Origin of the sequence: Algicella marina (assembly GCF_009931615.1) — a bacterium.
GTDB classification, from domain to species: Bacteria; Pseudomonadota; Alphaproteobacteria; order Rhodobacterales; family Rhodobacteraceae; genus Algicella; species Algicella marina.
On the sequence record NZ_CP046620.1, the window covers coordinates 2966773 to 2981678 of the forward strand.

Here is a 14906-nt window from a genome sequence, read left to right on the forward strand (position 1 = left end):
CTCAACAGGCCGCCCGAAGCATCATTCGCCGCCGCCGAGGCTGTGAATATAGAGGGACACCGCCCGTACATCGGCATCGGACAATCGCTGTCCCCACGCAGGCATTACCCCGTAGCGGGAATAGCGGACGGTCTCCTCCAGCGTCTCCCTGTCACCCCCATAGAGCCAGATCGCGTCCGCCAGGTTGGGCGCACCCAACTCCCGGTCGCCCCGGGCATCGTCACCGTGGCAGGCAGCGCAGTTCTCGGCATAGACACGCTGCCCTGACGCAGCCAATGCCGTATCGAAGTCTTTGGCCGAAAGACTCACGACATACTCGACGACACTCTCTATTTCCTCGTCACCCAGGATTTCGGCGAATGCCGGCATTTCGGAGAACCGCGCATCCGGATCGGTGTCATTGCGTACGCCATGCGCGACTGTCAGGCTGATGTTCTCGATGTCTCCACCCCACAGCCAGTCATCGTCCAGCAGGTTGGGATAGCCCTTGGCGCCAGCAGCACCGGAACCGTGGCACTGGCTACATTGCGCCTGGAACACCGACCGTCCACGCGCGACTCCATAACGATGCAAGTCATTCGAAGGCATCAATGCGGCCAGGTCGGCCGAGATCAGTTCTTCCACCAGCGCCGAATTCCGCTCCTGGTGCTCCGTGATCCGCGCCGCCACTTCAGCACGCGTGGAGTATCCCAGCACGCCCGCAGTCGCCCCGGAAATCATCGGCCAAGCGGGAAACAGGATCGTGTATCCGATGCCCCAGATGATGGTGGCGTACAACGTCCACAGCCACCAGCGCGGCAACGGGTTGTTCAATTCCTCGATCCCGTCCCAGCTGTGCCCCGTGGTTTCGACACCGGTGGTCTCGTCTACCTTTTTCTCAGACATCATCATGTCCTTTCACATGCAGCGACAGCGCCCGGCATGCACAGCCTTCACAGGCCCTTCCGCACGTCCCTCCTTCATCACTGCGAAACGGTATCAGGCTGGCTTCCTCACGGTTTCGGCGCTGGCTGGGCAGATAGGCCCAAATGCTGACACCGATGAAGAAGAGGAACATCGCCAGCAGAACCCAACTGTCGGCAATTTCTCGGAGCAGCGAATACGTATCCATCTGGTGCCTCCTATCGGTTCGCATCTGGCGTGAAGGTGGAAAAATCGACCATGGTGCCGAGGATTTGGAGATAAGCGATCAATGCATCCATCTCCGTCAGTTGCGCCTGACCGTCGAAATTTGCGACCACGGCTCCCGGGTACCGCTCCACCACCCCCTCCCAATCGGCCTCCGGGTTGGCCTGTGCGTAGAAATCCGCCTTGGCTTCCGTGATCTGCTCATCGGTGTAGGGAACTCCCACCAACCGGTGGGTGGACAGAAGGTCGCTGATATGGATGCCGTCGATCCGGGTCTCCGCCAGAAATTCGTACTTCGGCATGATGCTCTCTGGCACGACCGATTGCGGGTCACGCAAATGGTCGACATGCCACGCATCGGAGTAGCGCCCTCCTACACGCGCCAGGTCCGGCCCGGTGCGTTTGGAACCCCACTGGAAAGGATGGTCATACTTGCTTTCCGCGGCGAGAGAGTAATGTCCGTAGCGCTCCACCTCATCCCGCATCGGCCGGATCATCTGACTGTGGCAGACGTAGCAGCCTTCGCGGATGTAGATGTCGCGGCCGGCCAGTTCCAACGGGCTATAGGGCCGCACGCCCTCCACGTCCTCGATCGTGTTCTCCAGCCAGAACAGCGGCGCGATCTCTACGATTCCGCCGATGGTCACCACCAGCAGTGAGAAAGTCAGCAATAGTGTCGGACTCTTCTCCAGAATGGCATGTCTGTCGATCAGTTTCGTCTGATGCGGCAACTCGTTCGGGATCTCGTCCGGGAAGTCCGAAAGGGACGAAACGTTCGGGTCCTGACTGGACGGAGTAATCTTTTCGTTGTCGGCCATTGTCCGGTCCTCACTCTGCTGGTGTTGCGTAGGGCAAGGCGGTCGTCGCCGGTCTGGCGCCGCGAATGGTCATCCACATGTTCCAGACCATGACCAGCGCACCACTCAGGTAGAGGATGCCACCCAGCCCCCGCACCACGTACATCGGGAATTTTGCACTCACCGTGTCGGCGAAGGAATTGACGAGGAAACCCTGGTCATCGACCTCCCGCCACATCAGCCCCTCCATGATGCCCGTCACCCACATCGAGGCCGCGTAGAGCACGATTCCGAGCGTAGCCAGCCAGAAATGCCAGTTGATGGCCGAGAGCGAGAACATCTGTTTCCTGCCCCAAAGCCTCGGCGTCAGGAAGTACAGGCACGCGAAGGTGATCATCCCGTTCCAGCCAAGCGCTCCGGAATGCACGTGCCCGATCGTCCAGTCGGTGTAGTGCGACAGGCTGTTGACCGAACGGATAGACATCATCGGTCCCTCGAAGGTGGACATGCCGTAGAAGCCGAGACTCAGCACGAACATCCGCAGGATCGGGTCCGTACGCAGCTTGTCCCAGGCGCCCTGCAGCGTCATCAACCCGTTGATCATCCCGCCCCATGACGGCATCCACAAGATGATCGAGAACACCATGCCCAGCGTCGAGGCCCAGTCAGGCAACGCGGTGTAGTGCAGGTGATGCGGACCAGCCCAGATGTAGAGAAAGATCAGTGCCCAGAAATGGATTATCGACAGCTTGTAACTGTAGATCGGTCGTTCCGCCTGCTTCGGCACGAAGTAGTACATCATCCCGAGGAATCCCGCCGTCAGGAAGAAGCCCACGGCATTATGGCCGTACCACCATTGCGTCATCGCGTCCTGCACACCGGAAAAGACCTGTACCGACTTGCTGCCGAAAATGCTGACAGGTACCGACATGTTGTTAACGACATGCAGCATCGCCACGGTGATGATGAAGCTCAGGAAGAACCAGTTCGCGACATAGATGTGCCGCTCTTTCCGGATGACGATGGTGCCGAGATAGACCGCCAGATAGGCCAGCCAGACTGCCGTCAGCCACAGGTCGACATACCATTCGGGCTCGGCATATTCCTTTGACTGGGTTGCACCCAGCAAGTAGCCGGTGGCTGCCAGAACGATGAACAGCTGGTAACCCCAGAATACAAACCACGCCGCCTTACCGCCCCACAGCCGCACGCCGCTGGTCCGCTGGACCACGTAGAACGATGTCGCGATCAGGGCGTTGCCACCGAAGGCGAAAATCACGGCGCTGGTGTGCAACGGTCGCAACCGACCAAAATTCGTGAACGGCTGGCCCCAGTCGAAGTTTAGCGCTGGAAATGCCAGTTGGAACGCGATGAATGTCCCGACGAGGAAACCCGCTAATCCCCAGAAGGCAGTGGCGATCACCCCGGCCCGGATTACTCCGTCCTCGTACACATCGCCAGACACAGTAGCGGGCTTCGGTTCGCCGGTATTGCGCAAAACCCAGATGAACATTGCAAATGCGATCACCATGATCATGAAAGCATGAATCTGGTAGGCAAGATCATGCGCCCAACTGCTCGCAAGCGCAGCGAAGAAGGTAATTGCCCCCAACATGACAAGCTTTACGTAATCCATGTATCTGCCCTCACGACGCTAAGGGCCCTCGCGGGCACCTGTTGATTGGCCCGGTTCTAGAAAGCCACGCGCGACGGTTCCTTGATCTGGATCAACCTTCCGGGCAGCGGCGGTCGCCAGATCGCCGCAGGGTGTCTTGCCGCGCGCTCAACACTTTGCCGCTATTTCCGGCAGCCTGCCGCAGGGCAGTGCACTGCCGCACGGCCGAAACACACTTTGCAGAGATGCGTATTGTCGGCAGCCAGTTCGTGTTTTACCGTTTGGTCAAGGTTCGTCAGGAACCTCCATCGCCGACAACAAGACCAACAACAGGGTAACAATCATGTCCAATTCCACGTTCAGGGGCGCCGTATCACGCCGCGCCCTGCTCGCCACCGGCGCCGCCCTCGGGACGCTGGCCACGCTTTCCGCGCCCATAGCCATCGCGCAGGAACCACTGAAAGTGGCGGGCATCTACACCGTGCCGGTCGAACAACAGTGGGTCAGCCGCATCCACATCGCCGCCGTCGCGGCACAGGAGCGGGGCGACATCGACTACACCTATTCCGAAAACACCGCCAACACGGACTATCCACGCGTCATGCGCGAATATGCCGAGCAGGGATACGATCTCATCGTCGGTGAAATCTTCGGCGCCGAGGCCGAGGCCCGTGAAGTCGCCGCCGAATATCCCGATGTCGCTTTCCTCATGGGATCCTCGTTCAAGGAAGACCCGGCACTGCCCAACCTCGCCGTTTTCGACAACTACATTCAGGATGCCTCCTACCTCACCGGCATCATCGCCGGCGCCATGTCTGAGAGCGATAATATCGGCATGGTTGGCGGCTTTCCAATCCCGGAGGTCAACCGCCTGATGCACGCTTTCATGGCCGGCGCCCGGGAAATGAACCCCGACGTGACCTTTCAGGTTTCCTTCATCGGCTCATGGTTCGATCCCCCCAAGGCCAAGGAGACCGCCTACGCGATGATCGAGAACGGCGCAGATATGCTTTATGCGGAACGTTTCGGCGTGTCTGATGCGGCGAAGGAGAAAGGCGTACTCGCCATCGGAAACGTCATCGACACGCAGGCCGACTACCCCGACACAGTAGTCGCCTCCGCCATCTGGCATTTTGAGCCGACCCTCGATGCCGCGATAGCCGCCGTCAAGGCGGGCGAGTTTACGGCAGCCGACTACGGCCTCTACTCCTTCATGAAGGAAGGCGGCTCCTCCATTGCGCCCTACGGCACATTCGAAGGCAAGATTCCCGAAGCTGCCCTCGATATGGTCCGAGAGAAGGCAGCGGCCATTGAATCCGGCGAATTCAGCGTCGAAATCAACGACGAAGAGCCGAAGTCGTCCTGATATGGAAACCAGTGCAAAGGCGCAGCCTGTTCTGCGCCTTTTCAACATCACCAAGCGGTTCGGCTCCGTCACAGCCAACGATGCGGTAAGCTTCGACCTTGCACGGGGAGAGGTCATCGCGCTGCTGGGGGAAAACGGCGCCGGCAAGACGACCCTGATGAACATCCTCTTCGGTCAATACACGGCCGACGAAGGCAGCGTCACGGTCTTCGGCCAACCCCTGCCTCCCGGCAACCCCCGCGCCGCACTCGATGCGGGAGTCGGCATGGTTCACCAACACTTCACGTTGGCCGAAAATCTTACCGTCCTGGAAAATATCGTACTCGGCACGCAGGGCCTCGCCACACCAAGCCTCAATACCCGCGCTGCCCGCGCTCGCATCGGCGAGCTTTCCCGCCGGTTTCACCTCTCGGTCGATGCCGATGCCCGTGTCAGCAGCCTGACGGTGGGGGAACGCCAGCGGGTCGAAATCCTCAAGGCCCTCTACCGCGACGCCCGCATTCTGATTCTCGACGAACCCACCGCTGTCCTCACCCCACAGGAAACCGACGCCCTGTTCGCAACCCTGCGTGAAGCCATTGGCCTCGGCCTGTCCATCGTCTTTATCTCCCACAAGCTCCACGAGGTCATGGCCATCTCGAACCGCGTCCTTGTCCTCCGCCACGGTCGCCTGATTGCGGAGCGGGAAACGCAGGCAACCTCGCGGGAGGAACTGGCTGCCCTCATGGTCGGTGGCGAAACATCCGCCCCTGTATTCGACGCTCGCGATCCTGGCCCCGCACTTCTCCGGCTCAGCGATGTCTCCACGCCAAGCGAAGGCTCCGCCCCCGGGCTTCAATCCATTACTTTGGAACTCCGCGCGGGCCAGATCACCGGCCTCGCTGGGGTCTCCGGCAACGGACAGGCTGCTCTGTCCAACCTTCTTTCCGGACTTATATCACCCACCGCCGGCACGTTGGAAATCGCGGACATACCTGTCACCGCATGGTCGCCCAGCGCCGCAATTGCCAAGGGCATCGCCCGCATCCCCGAAGATCGCCACAAGACAGGCACCATCGCCGATTTCGACATCACCGGAAATGCCATCCTCGAAACCTACATCACAGGCTTTTCCCGCCGTGGCCTGATGAACTGGCGCAGCGCCCGCCGCCATGCTGATAACCTCATAGCCACCTACGATATTCGCTGCCCGGGCCCTGATGCCCGCATCCGCCTGCTCTCCGGGGGCAACATGCAGAAGCTGATCCTCGGACGCGTACTCGAAACGTCGCCCCGCATCATCCTCGCCAACCAGCCGGTTCGCGGCCTCGACGTCGGCGCGGTCAACTACGTCCATGGCCGACTGGCCGAAGCCAGAGAAAACGGTGCCGCCATCCTGCTCATCTCCGAGGATCTGGACGAAATCATGAAACTCTCGGATGTCATCCATGTCATTTCCGAAGGCCGCCTCAGCCCGGCCTTCAAACGCGGCACCATGCAGCCCGAGGATCTCGGCGTCTGGATGGCCGGCGACGGTTTTGCGGAGGCCGCGCATGCGTCTTGAACCCATTGCCAACCCCAGCCTCGCGCGCCAGTTCGTACCTCCCGCCCTCGCCATCGCCGCAAGTTTTCTCATCGCCGCTCTGCTGGCACTTGTTGCCGGTGGCAACCCCTTCTCGGTCTTCGGCCTGATTTTCAACGGCGCCCTCGGCTCCCGGTTCGCTCTGCTGGAAACCCTGAATCGCGCCACCCCGCTCATCTTCACCGGCCTTGCCGTGGCCGTCGCCTTTCGGGCCAAGCTCTGGAACATCGGTGCCGAGGCCCAGCTCTACATGGGTGCCGTCGTCACTGTCGTCCTCGGAACCGGCGCTGTCACACTGCCCGCCGCCATCCTCCTGCCAGCCATCGGTATTGCGGCAATGCTCGGCGGCGCACTCGTTCTCCTGATTCCCGCATTGCTTAAAACCCGCCTCGGAGTTGACGAAGTCGTAACCACCCTTCTCTTCAATTTCATCTTTCTGCTCTTCGTCTCATACCTGCTCGAAGGTCCGCTGAAGGACCCGATGGGCATGGGCTGGCCGAAGTCCGAACGCCTGATCCCCGAGGCGCGCCTGCCCCGCATTGTCGACGGCCTCCGTCTCCATTGGGGCTTCGCCCTCGCATTGATCTCCGCTCTCGCCGTCTGGTTTATTGACGCACGCACCACCCTCGGATTTGAGATGCGCGCCGTCGGTCAGAACCCCGAAGCCGCTCGCTTCGCCGGCATTCCGGTTACCGCCGTCATTCTGAAAACTGCCTTGCTGTCTGGCGGTCTCGCCGCCCTCGCCGGTTTCTCGGAGGTGGCCGGGCTCAAGGGATCTCTCACCCTCGATCTCTCACCGGGCTTCGGCTACACGGGCATCGTCGTTGCCATGCTGGCTCTGCTGCATCCGCTTGGCGTTGTCGCCGCAGCGCTCTTCGTTGCCGCCATTTTCGTCGGTGCCGACAGCATGAGCCGCGCCGCTGGCGTTCCGACCTACATCGCCGACATCATGCTCGCCTCCGCGCTGTTGCTCACCGTGCTCGCGATCCTCATCACCAGGTTCCGCGTGCGGAGAGACTGACATGGACATTATCGAAATCTTTCTTTCCGCTTCTTTCTGGGCCGCCGCCATACGCATCGCCTCGCCGCTGATCTTCGCGACGATGGGCGAACTGATCTGTGAGCGCGCCGGTGTGCTGAACCTCGGCATCGAGGGCATCATGGTCGCAGGAGCCTTTGCCGGCTGGATAGCTGTCTGGGCCGGCCTCCCACTCTGGGGCGGCGTTGGCGTCGCCCTTCTAACAGGCATGGCAATAGGCCTGATCCACGCCATCCTATCCGTGCCATTCGGCCTCTCACAGCACGTTGTCGGCATTGGCATCACCCTGCTGGCGACTTCGCTCACCTTCTACACCTATCGCGTGGTCCTGCCGGAAGTTTCCTCACCACCAAAAATCATGGCCTTTCAACCATACGAAATACCCCTTTTCTCAGACATACCATTCCTTGGCCCGGCGCTCTTCTCGCAGACCCCGCTAACCTACGCCGCCTTCGCCCTCGTGGCAGTTACCGCGTTCGTGCTCTATCGCACCCCGTTGGGACTCGCTGTCCGCGCCGCCGGTGAAAGTCCGGCCGCCGTCGCGGCGCAGGGCCTTTCCGTGACCGCAATCCGCATGGGCGCCGTCATCGTCGGCAGCGGCTTCATGGCCGTCGGCGGCGCGTTCCTCACCATGTCCGCTTTCGACAGCTTCTTCTTCGAAATGGTCAATGGTCGCGGCTGGATCTGCATCGCGCTCGTCGTCTTCGGCGCATGGAAGCCCGGCAAGGCCCTGCTCGGTGCCATCCTTTTCGCCGCATTCGACGCTTTCCAGATTCGCCTCCAGCAAACCGGCGTCGGCGCCGTCGTCCCCTACCAGGTATTCCTGATGATGCCCTATCTGCTGTCGATCCTCGCCCTCATCCTGATGTCGCGGCGGGCAGAGGTCCCCGCCGCGCTGATGACCCCTTTCAACAAGGGTGAGCGGTAGGCACGACGCAGGTATCTACCACTCACTAGCCGGTTCAGGCTGCGGTAACCCGCCAGACTATGTCGCCCACATCGTCGGCCATCAGCAGCGACTTGCCGTCCGGCCCCACGGCCACGCCGACCGGCCGCCCAAAGGACCACTTCTCATCTTCAGACAGGAAGCCGGAGAGGATATCTCGCGAGGGGCCCGAAGGCTTACCGCCCTCGAACGGCACGAAGATCAGCTTGTATCCACTCAGCGTGGAGCGATTCCACGATCCATGCTGGCCGATCACCATTCCCTGTCCGAATCCGGGCAACGTGCCCTCCGGCATCCAGCACAAACCCAGAGAGGCCGTATGCCCGCCCAGCGCGAAATCCGGCTGGATCGCCTTGGCCACCATCTCAGGTGACTGCGGGACCCGGTCATCCACGGTCTTTCCCCAGTAACAATACGGCCAGCCGTAGAAGCCACCGTCCGTTACCGAGGTCAGATAGTCCGGCGGCGTCTCGTCTCCCAGACCGTCGCGTTCATTCACCACCGTCCACAATTCCTGCGTTTCCGGCTCCCACGCCAGTCCTACCGGGTTGCGCAGTCCTCCGGCGAAAATACGCGCGTCGCCGCTGGCCAGATCCAGTTCCCAGATCGCCGCGCGCCCTTCCTCTGCCTCCATGCCGTCATCACCGATATTGGAAAGCGAACCGACACCCGCGTAGATCTTCGTTTTGTCGGGAGAGACGATCAGGCTGCGGGTCCAGTGTCCGCCAGGCTTGAAGTCCACCAGTTTCCTGCCTTCCCCCTCCAGACGCGTCGCCCCATCCTCGTAAGGAAAGGCCACGATGCCGTCGGTGTTGCCCACATAAAAAGTGCCATCAACCAAGGCCATCCCGAACGGCTGGTTCTGCTTCTCGACGAAAACCTCCCGCCGCTCGGCCACACCGTCACCATCCTCGTCCCGCCAGAGGGTGATCCGGTTGGCACTCACACCCAACGCACGCGCCCGGCGCATCGTCGCCTGCATTGCCCGGTCGAATAGACCCTTGGGCGGGTCCGCCTGCATCAGCGCCTCGGCGACGAGCACATCGCCGTTCGGCAGCACTTCGATCCAGCGCGGGTGTACAAGATCCGATGCGAATGCGTTGACTTTCAGCCCCGGCGCGGCGGTTGGCACATGCCCGGGCTCCCAACCTTTCGCAGTCGGCATCTTCAGCGTCATTATTCCCTGGTTCTTCGCTTCCGGAATCTGCGGGTTCGCGCCGAAAGCCTGAGTCGCAGGTGCATTCGATCGCCGCAGCGCCACCATCACGCCGCCCACGAAAGCCGTTAGTTGTGCCATGAAATCCATCTGTCGCCCCTTCTTCCTGTGCCCGCACGCTAGCGCAGTGAAACGGCACCCGAAACGGCGATTTCCGCTATCGGGAAAAAATGTCCGTTCCCTAGCCGTCATGTTGCAGCCACCACAAGGATCGGGCCATAACTGCCCCCAGTCATCTCAGCGGGGGATCAACACGTGACAGGCGACGCATTCAAAGGCTTTTCGCCGGAGGCTCTCGAATTTCTCCAGTCGCTCCACGCGAACAACACACGCGAATGGTTCGCCACCAACCGCAAGATTTATGAATCGGAGATCAAACATCCCGCCGCAGCCTTCGCGGCCACCCTGGCGGAGGAAGTTGAAAACCTCACCGGCCACGGCCACAATCCCAAAGTCTTCCGTGTCCACCGCGATGTCCGTTTCTCAACCGACAAGACACCGTACAACGCCCACGTCCGCATTGCGCTCGTCCCCCAGGGCCTCGGACCGGCACTGCCGATGTGGTTCTTCGGCCTCGGCACCGCCAAGATATCCCTCGGCACCGGCATCTTCACATTCGAGAAGGAGTCGCTGGAGGAGTGGCGCTGGCAGGTCGTAGAGCGCGGTGAGGAAATCAAGGCCATGCTCGACGCCCAGATGGAAAGCGGCGCCCGCATCGAACCTCCTGCGCTCAAACGTATCCCAAGAAACCTGCCCGCCGACCATCCGCAGGCTTCCCTGTTCCTGCACAAGGGCCTCTCCGTCTGGCGCGACTACGGCAATCCGGAAATAGCCACCGATCCGGGCATTGTCGAAATCTGCCGACGTGATTTTGCCCGCCTACTGCCCGTCTGGCAGTTCTGCCGGACCCTCAAGGCTTAGTCGGCTGCCGCAAAAACCTGCGGCACCAGACCCGCGCGAAACCAGTTGATCAGCGTCAGGATCGAAAACACCGGCAGCCCGGTGGCGCGCGCCACGTCGCCCGCATACGGTGCCATGTTCGTACATTCCAGCACGATCCCCCCTAACCTGTCTGCCCGGGCCTGCAAAGCCAGCGCCGCCTGCACAACGTCGCCACGCGCACGGGCGACATCAAGGTCTGCGTTGTCGCCCAGGAACACCCGGCGAAAATGGCTGTCCAGCGCCAGACCTTGCACGGGTGTCCCTTGTGGCACACCCACCGCAGCCAGATGCCGCGCCGACAGCGCTTCCTCCGAAACCGTCAGAACCCCGGCCCGTCTGCCTTCAGGCAGCATCGCGTTCACGGGGACAACCTGCAACAACGCCGATGTCAGCACCGGCACCGGCAAAGCCGCCGCCATTTCCCGCTGGTAGAGGGCCATGAATCCGCAACTTGTGGTGATCCCGGCCACGCCGTCTGCGACAAGGCCCCGCGCCGTGTCGAGGAAAGCGGGCAGCAGACCAGTTGCCTCCTGCCGAACCACGCGGTCCGGCGATGCCGCCGGCACTGTCCGATACAACAGTGGAAACGGAAGACTGTCCGGGTTGCCGATGTCTCCCCGGATCCGCGGAAACCGCGTTTCCAGCATCAGCACGCCAATACGAATGTCATCTGCCAACAGCAAGCCACCTTCCGCCCCCCGAACACATGTCACATCCGCGAAGCATTTGTTAAGAAATTATGAAAATTGTTGACCAAAACCCTGCAAACAGCGTCCACTCAAAACACAAATTACAAAAAAAACGAATTTGCGCAGGATCGCAGATCAAAACAACAAGGAGTGGGACAACATGTCATCAAAGATTGTCGTCGGGATAGATGGCGATGGGTCGGGCGAGCGCGCGGTCGCTTACGCCACGAAACTCGCTAAATTGATCGGGTCATGCGAAGTGATCCTCGTCTACGTCATCGAATGGTCACCCTACAAGTTTCAGACTGCCGAGGAAAACGCCCTGCGGCACAAGCGCCGCGAGGAAGAGATTGAGCTCGCCACCACGCGGGTCGTCGCGCCGGCGGTCAAGTCCGTGGAAGCCGAGGGGCTGACAGTGCGCGGCATCGTCCGCCACGGTGACGTCGCCTCCCTCATCGACAAGGTCGCTCAGGACGAGCGCGCGGACCAGATCGTGGTCGGCCGATCGTCCGAAGGTGGCTTCGCTCAGCGCCTATTCGGCACGGCCACCGCCAGCCTCGTTATGCACGCCAGCGTGCCCGTAACAGTCGTCGGATGAAGGGACAGTCCATGAAAAATCTCGCACTCGCCCTTTCCGGGCTAACCCTCGCCGCCCCGGCGGCCATCGCACAGGAAGCGCAAGGCATCGACGAAAAGGTCAACGCCGCCTTCGCCGCCGCAACCGGCCCCTTCGTTTCCTTCATTTTCGCTCCTCTGCCCGGCACGGCCTTTCCGTGGATCGTGCTCTGGCTGGTCGTTGCCGCTACCGTGTTCTCGATCTATTTCGCGTTCATTCAGTTTCGCGGCTTCATGCATTCAATCTCGCTTGTAAAAGGCGACTACTCCGATCCGAATGACGCGGGCGAGGTGTCCCACTTCCAGGCCCTTGCCACTGCACTTTCCGGTACAGTCGGCCTCGGCAACATCGCCGGGGTCGCGGTCGCCGTCGGCATTGGCGGGCCGGGGGCCACATTCTGGATGATCCTTGCCGGTCTGCTCGGCATGGCCTCCAAATTCACCGAGTGTACTCTGGGCGTGAAGTACCGCAACGAATACGCCGACGGCTCCGTTTCCGGCGGCCCGATGTATTACATTTCGAAGGGCTTCAAGGAGAAGGGCCTCCCGGGGGGCGGAATTCTCGCGATCCTGTTCTCGATCTTCTGCATCCTTGGCGCTCTTGGCGGCGGCAACATGTTCCAGGCCAACCAGGCTCACGCCCAGATCTCCGGGATCGTAGGCGCCTATCCGGGTTGGATCACCGGTCTCGTCTTCGCGATCGTGGTCTTTCTCGTCATCGTTGGCGGTATCAAGTCGATCGCGCAGGTAACTGAGAAGGTCGTGCCCTTCATGGGCGTTCTCTACGTCGTTGCAGCACTGATCGTTATCCTGTTCAACATCGACAAGATCGGCTGGGCCTTCGGCCAGATCTTCGCGGGTGCCTTCACTGGCCTTGGCGTCGCTGGTGGTCTCGTCGGTGCCCTGATCCAGGGCTTCAAGCGTGCGGCCTTCTCCAACGAGGCAGGCGTCGGCTCCGCCGCTATCGCTCACTCGGCGGTGCGCACCAACGAACCGGTAACGGAAGGATATGTTTCGCTGCTGGAACCCTTCATCGACACCGTCGTGATCTGCACGATGACGGCCCTTGTGATCACCATTTCCGGCCAGTTGATGATCGACCCCGAAACCGGCAACTACCTGGTCGCCGATGGCGTTATCCAGACGGTCGGCGGCACGTCCGGCGTCGCTCTCACCTCGGCGGCATTCGGAACGGCCTTCTCGTGGTTCCCCTACGTATTGGCCGTCGCTGTAATCCTCTTCGCCTTCTCCACCATGATCTCCTGGTCCTACTATGGCCTGAAGGCGTGGACGTACCTGTTTGGCGAAGGCAAGGCGACGGAACTCGCGTTCAAGATCATCTTCTGCATCTTTGTCGTGATCGGAGCAGCCGCAAACCTCGGACCGGTAATCGACTTCTCTGATGCAGCGATCTTCGCCATGGCAGTCGTCAACATCACCGGCCTCTACTTCCTGATGTCCGTGGTGAAGGAGGAACTTGTCTCCTACCGCAGCCGTATCGACTCCGGTGAGATCAAGAAGTTCAAGCACTGAAAGCATCGCCCGGCGCAGCCAACCTGTGCCGGGCCGCATGAAACCTTGGGCGCGCCTCAGTCGAGGCGCGCCTGTTTCTTTCGCTTGATTGGCGCAATTCCCGCTTTTCCCCGACCCTCCACCATGGCAACCTGTCCGCCCAAAGCCTGCCTGCGGAGACACCACGGGATGCAAGCCCCATGAGCGAGTTCGTCATTGTCGGCGCAGGCATCGTCGGCGTGTCCACCGCAATCTGGCTGCAACGTGCGGGCCATTCCGTCACGCTGGTGGATCGTATCGGTCCTGCCGGCGGCACCAGCCATGGCAACGGCGGGGTGCTGGCCTCCTGCGCCATCGTTCCGGTCACCGGCCCCGGTCTCATCGCCAAGGCCCCGTCCATGCTGCTGGATCGCAGGCAACCGCTCTATCTCAAATGGCCCTACCTGCCTTTCCTCCTGCCATGGCTCGCGAAATATCTCGCCCACGCCAACGAGGCGGACACCCGTCGCATCGCCGCCGCCCTCGCTCCGATCATCGGCGAAAGCCTCGCCGATCACCAGGCGCTCGCCGCAGGCACCGGCGCGGAACGCTGGCTCGTGCCCGGTGATTACCTCTACGTTTACGGCTCCCGCAGCCAGTTTGAAGCCGACGCCCTCACGTGGGAAATCCGCCGCGCACATGGCTTCACGTGGGAGGAACTCGAAGGCCCGGCCTTCTCCGCCTACGATCCGGCCTTCGCACCCGAAAAGGGCTTCGCCGTCCGCATGTCCGATCACGGTCGCATCACCGACCCTGGCGCTTATGTGCAGGCACTCGCCGCCCACGTGAAACGGCAGGGCGGCCGCATCCTGAAGGGCGATGTCACCGATTTTGTCCGCGAAAATGGCCGCGTCACCGGCGTCCACATCTCCGGTACGACGCTGCCCGCCGACAAGGTGGTCATCACGACGGGGGCGTGGTCGAAACCCCTCGCCGCCAGGCTCGGGCTTTCCATCCCCCTCGAGTCGGAACGCGGTTACCACCTCGAACTTTGGGAACCCAGCGTGATGCCAAGGGCACCCGTGATGATCGCCAGCGGCAAGTTCGTTGCCACTCCCATGGAGGGGCGCCTGCGACTCGCCGGCATCCTCGAATTCGGCGGCCTGCACGCACGCCCCTCCCGCGCACCGTTCAAACTGCTGAAAAATCACGCAAGAGCCGCCTTTCCCGGCCTCACATGGCAACGCGAGGTCGAGTGGATGGGGCACCGCCCCGCCCTGCCCGACAGCATTCCCATCATCGGTGAGGCCCCCGCCGCACCCGGTGTTTTTCTTGGTCTCGGCCACCATCACGTCGGCCTCACCGGCGGTCCGCGCACCGGTCAACTGCTGGCGGGTCTCGCCACCGATACCAAACCAAACATTGACCTTTCCCCCTATTCTCCCTCACGTTTCGTCAAATGAATGCTGAAGCCCCGGCCACAGCGGGCGCAGCCACCAAC

Annotated in this window: 14 protein-coding genes; 8 read left to right on the forward strand and 6 right to left on the reverse strand. The window is 61.5% G+C overall.

The window, feature by feature from the left end:
• Positions 1-21: 21 nt before the first annotated feature.
• Genes ccoP through ccoN form a run of 4 tightly spaced genes read right to left on the reverse strand, consistent with a single transcriptional unit; the run spans position 22 to position 3561 of the window.
• A complete protein-coding gene (gene ccoP / locus GO499_RS14625) occupies positions 22-885 on the reverse strand; it encodes a cytochrome-c oxidase, cbb3-type subunit III (RefSeq protein WP_161862871.1) in 864 nt (287 codons plus the stop codon).
• Positions 878-1111 carry a cbb3-type cytochrome c oxidase subunit 3 gene (locus GO499_RS14630; protein WP_161862872.1) on the reverse strand — a complete coding sequence of 78 codons (234 nt, stop codon included), beginning with the start codon at positions 1109-1111 and terminating at the stop codon, positions 878-880. The genes ccoP and GO499_RS14630 overlap by 8 nt, the downstream gene beginning before the upstream one ends.
• 10 nt (positions 1112-1121) lie before the next feature.
• Positions 1122-1946 (reverse strand): cytochrome-c oxidase, cbb3-type subunit II, encoded by an 825-nt coding sequence (gene ccoO, locus GO499_RS14635; protein WP_161862873.1) that lies wholly within the window; start codon positions 1944-1946, stop codon positions 1122-1124.
• Positions 1947-1956: 10 nt separating this feature from the next.
• Positions 1957-3561: a cytochrome-c oxidase, cbb3-type subunit I gene (gene ccoN / locus GO499_RS14640; protein WP_161862874.1), complete on the reverse strand. Its 1605-nt coding sequence runs from the start codon at positions 3559-3561 to the stop codon at positions 1957-1959.
• 322 nt (positions 3562-3883) lie between these two features.
• Here ccoN and GO499_RS14645 point away from each other — a divergent pair, with 322 nt between their 5' ends.
• The 4 genes from GO499_RS14645 to GO499_RS14660 are packed head-to-tail and all read left to right on the forward strand — an operon-like array spanning position 3884 to position 8434.
• Positions 3884-4906 (forward strand): BMP family protein, encoded by a 1023-nt coding sequence (locus tag GO499_RS14645; protein WP_161862875.1) that lies wholly within the window; start codon positions 3884-3886, stop codon positions 4904-4906.
• 1 nt (position 4907) lies between these two features.
• Positions 4908-6449 carry an ABC transporter ATP-binding protein gene (locus GO499_RS14650; protein ID WP_161862876.1) on the forward strand — a complete coding sequence of 514 codons (1542 nt, stop codon included), beginning with the start codon at positions 4908-4910 and terminating at the stop codon, positions 6447-6449.
• The gene (locus GO499_RS14655; RefSeq protein ID WP_161862877.1) at positions 6439-7488 is read left to right on the forward strand and encodes an ABC transporter permease; all 1050 of its coding nucleotides are present in this window, start codon (positions 6439-6441) and stop codon (positions 7486-7488) included. The genes GO499_RS14650 and GO499_RS14655 overlap by 11 nt, the downstream gene beginning before the upstream one ends.
• Before the next feature lies 1 nt (position 7489).
• Positions 7490-8434 (forward strand): ABC transporter permease, encoded by a 945-nt coding sequence (locus GO499_RS14660; protein WP_161862878.1) that lies wholly within the window; start codon positions 7490-7492, stop codon positions 8432-8434.
• Positions 8435-8468: 34 nt separating this feature from the next.
• Here the strand turns inward: GO499_RS14660 and GO499_RS14665 are convergent, their stop codons facing one another.
• Positions 8469-9758: a PQQ-dependent sugar dehydrogenase gene (locus GO499_RS14665; protein WP_161862879.1), complete on the reverse strand. Its 1290-nt coding sequence runs from the start codon at positions 9756-9758 to the stop codon at positions 8469-8471.
• Between the two features lie 165 nt (positions 9759-9923).
• Here GO499_RS14665 and GO499_RS14670 point away from each other — a divergent pair, with 165 nt between their 5' ends.
• Positions 9924-10589, forward strand: coding sequence for a TIGR02453 family protein (locus GO499_RS14670; protein ID WP_161862880.1), 666 nt, complete (start codon positions 9924-9926; stop codon positions 10587-10589).
• On the opposite strand, the gene GO499_RS14675 is transcribed toward GO499_RS14670, so the two are convergent.
• The gene (locus tag GO499_RS14675; protein WP_348520781.1) at positions 10586-11287 is read right to left on the reverse strand and encodes an aspartate/glutamate racemase family protein; all 702 of its coding nucleotides are present in this window, start codon (positions 11285-11287) and stop codon (positions 10586-10588) included. The two genes, GO499_RS14670 and GO499_RS14675, sit on opposite strands and share 4 nt — an antisense overlap.
• Before the next feature lie 172 nt (positions 11288-11459).
• Between GO499_RS14675 and GO499_RS14680 the strand changes: the two genes are divergently transcribed.
• The 3 genes from GO499_RS14680 (at position 11460) to GO499_RS14690 (ending at position 14868) form a co-directional block, all read left to right on the forward strand.
• Entirely contained in the window at positions 11460-11897 is a 438-nt protein-coding gene (locus tag GO499_RS14680) for a universal stress protein (RefSeq protein ID WP_161862881.1), read from the forward strand.
• Positions 11898-11908: 11 nt separating this feature from the next.
• Positions 11909-13447 carry an alanine/glycine:cation symporter family protein gene (locus GO499_RS14685; protein ID WP_161862882.1) on the forward strand — a complete coding sequence of 513 codons (1539 nt, stop codon included), beginning with the start codon at positions 11909-11911 and terminating at the stop codon, positions 13445-13447.
• A gap of 179 nt (positions 13448-13626) precedes the next feature.
• A complete protein-coding gene (locus GO499_RS14690; RefSeq protein WP_161862883.1) occupies positions 13627-14868 on the forward strand; it encodes an NAD(P)/FAD-dependent oxidoreductase in 1242 nt (413 codons plus the stop codon).
• Positions 14869-14906 lie beyond the last annotated feature (38 nt).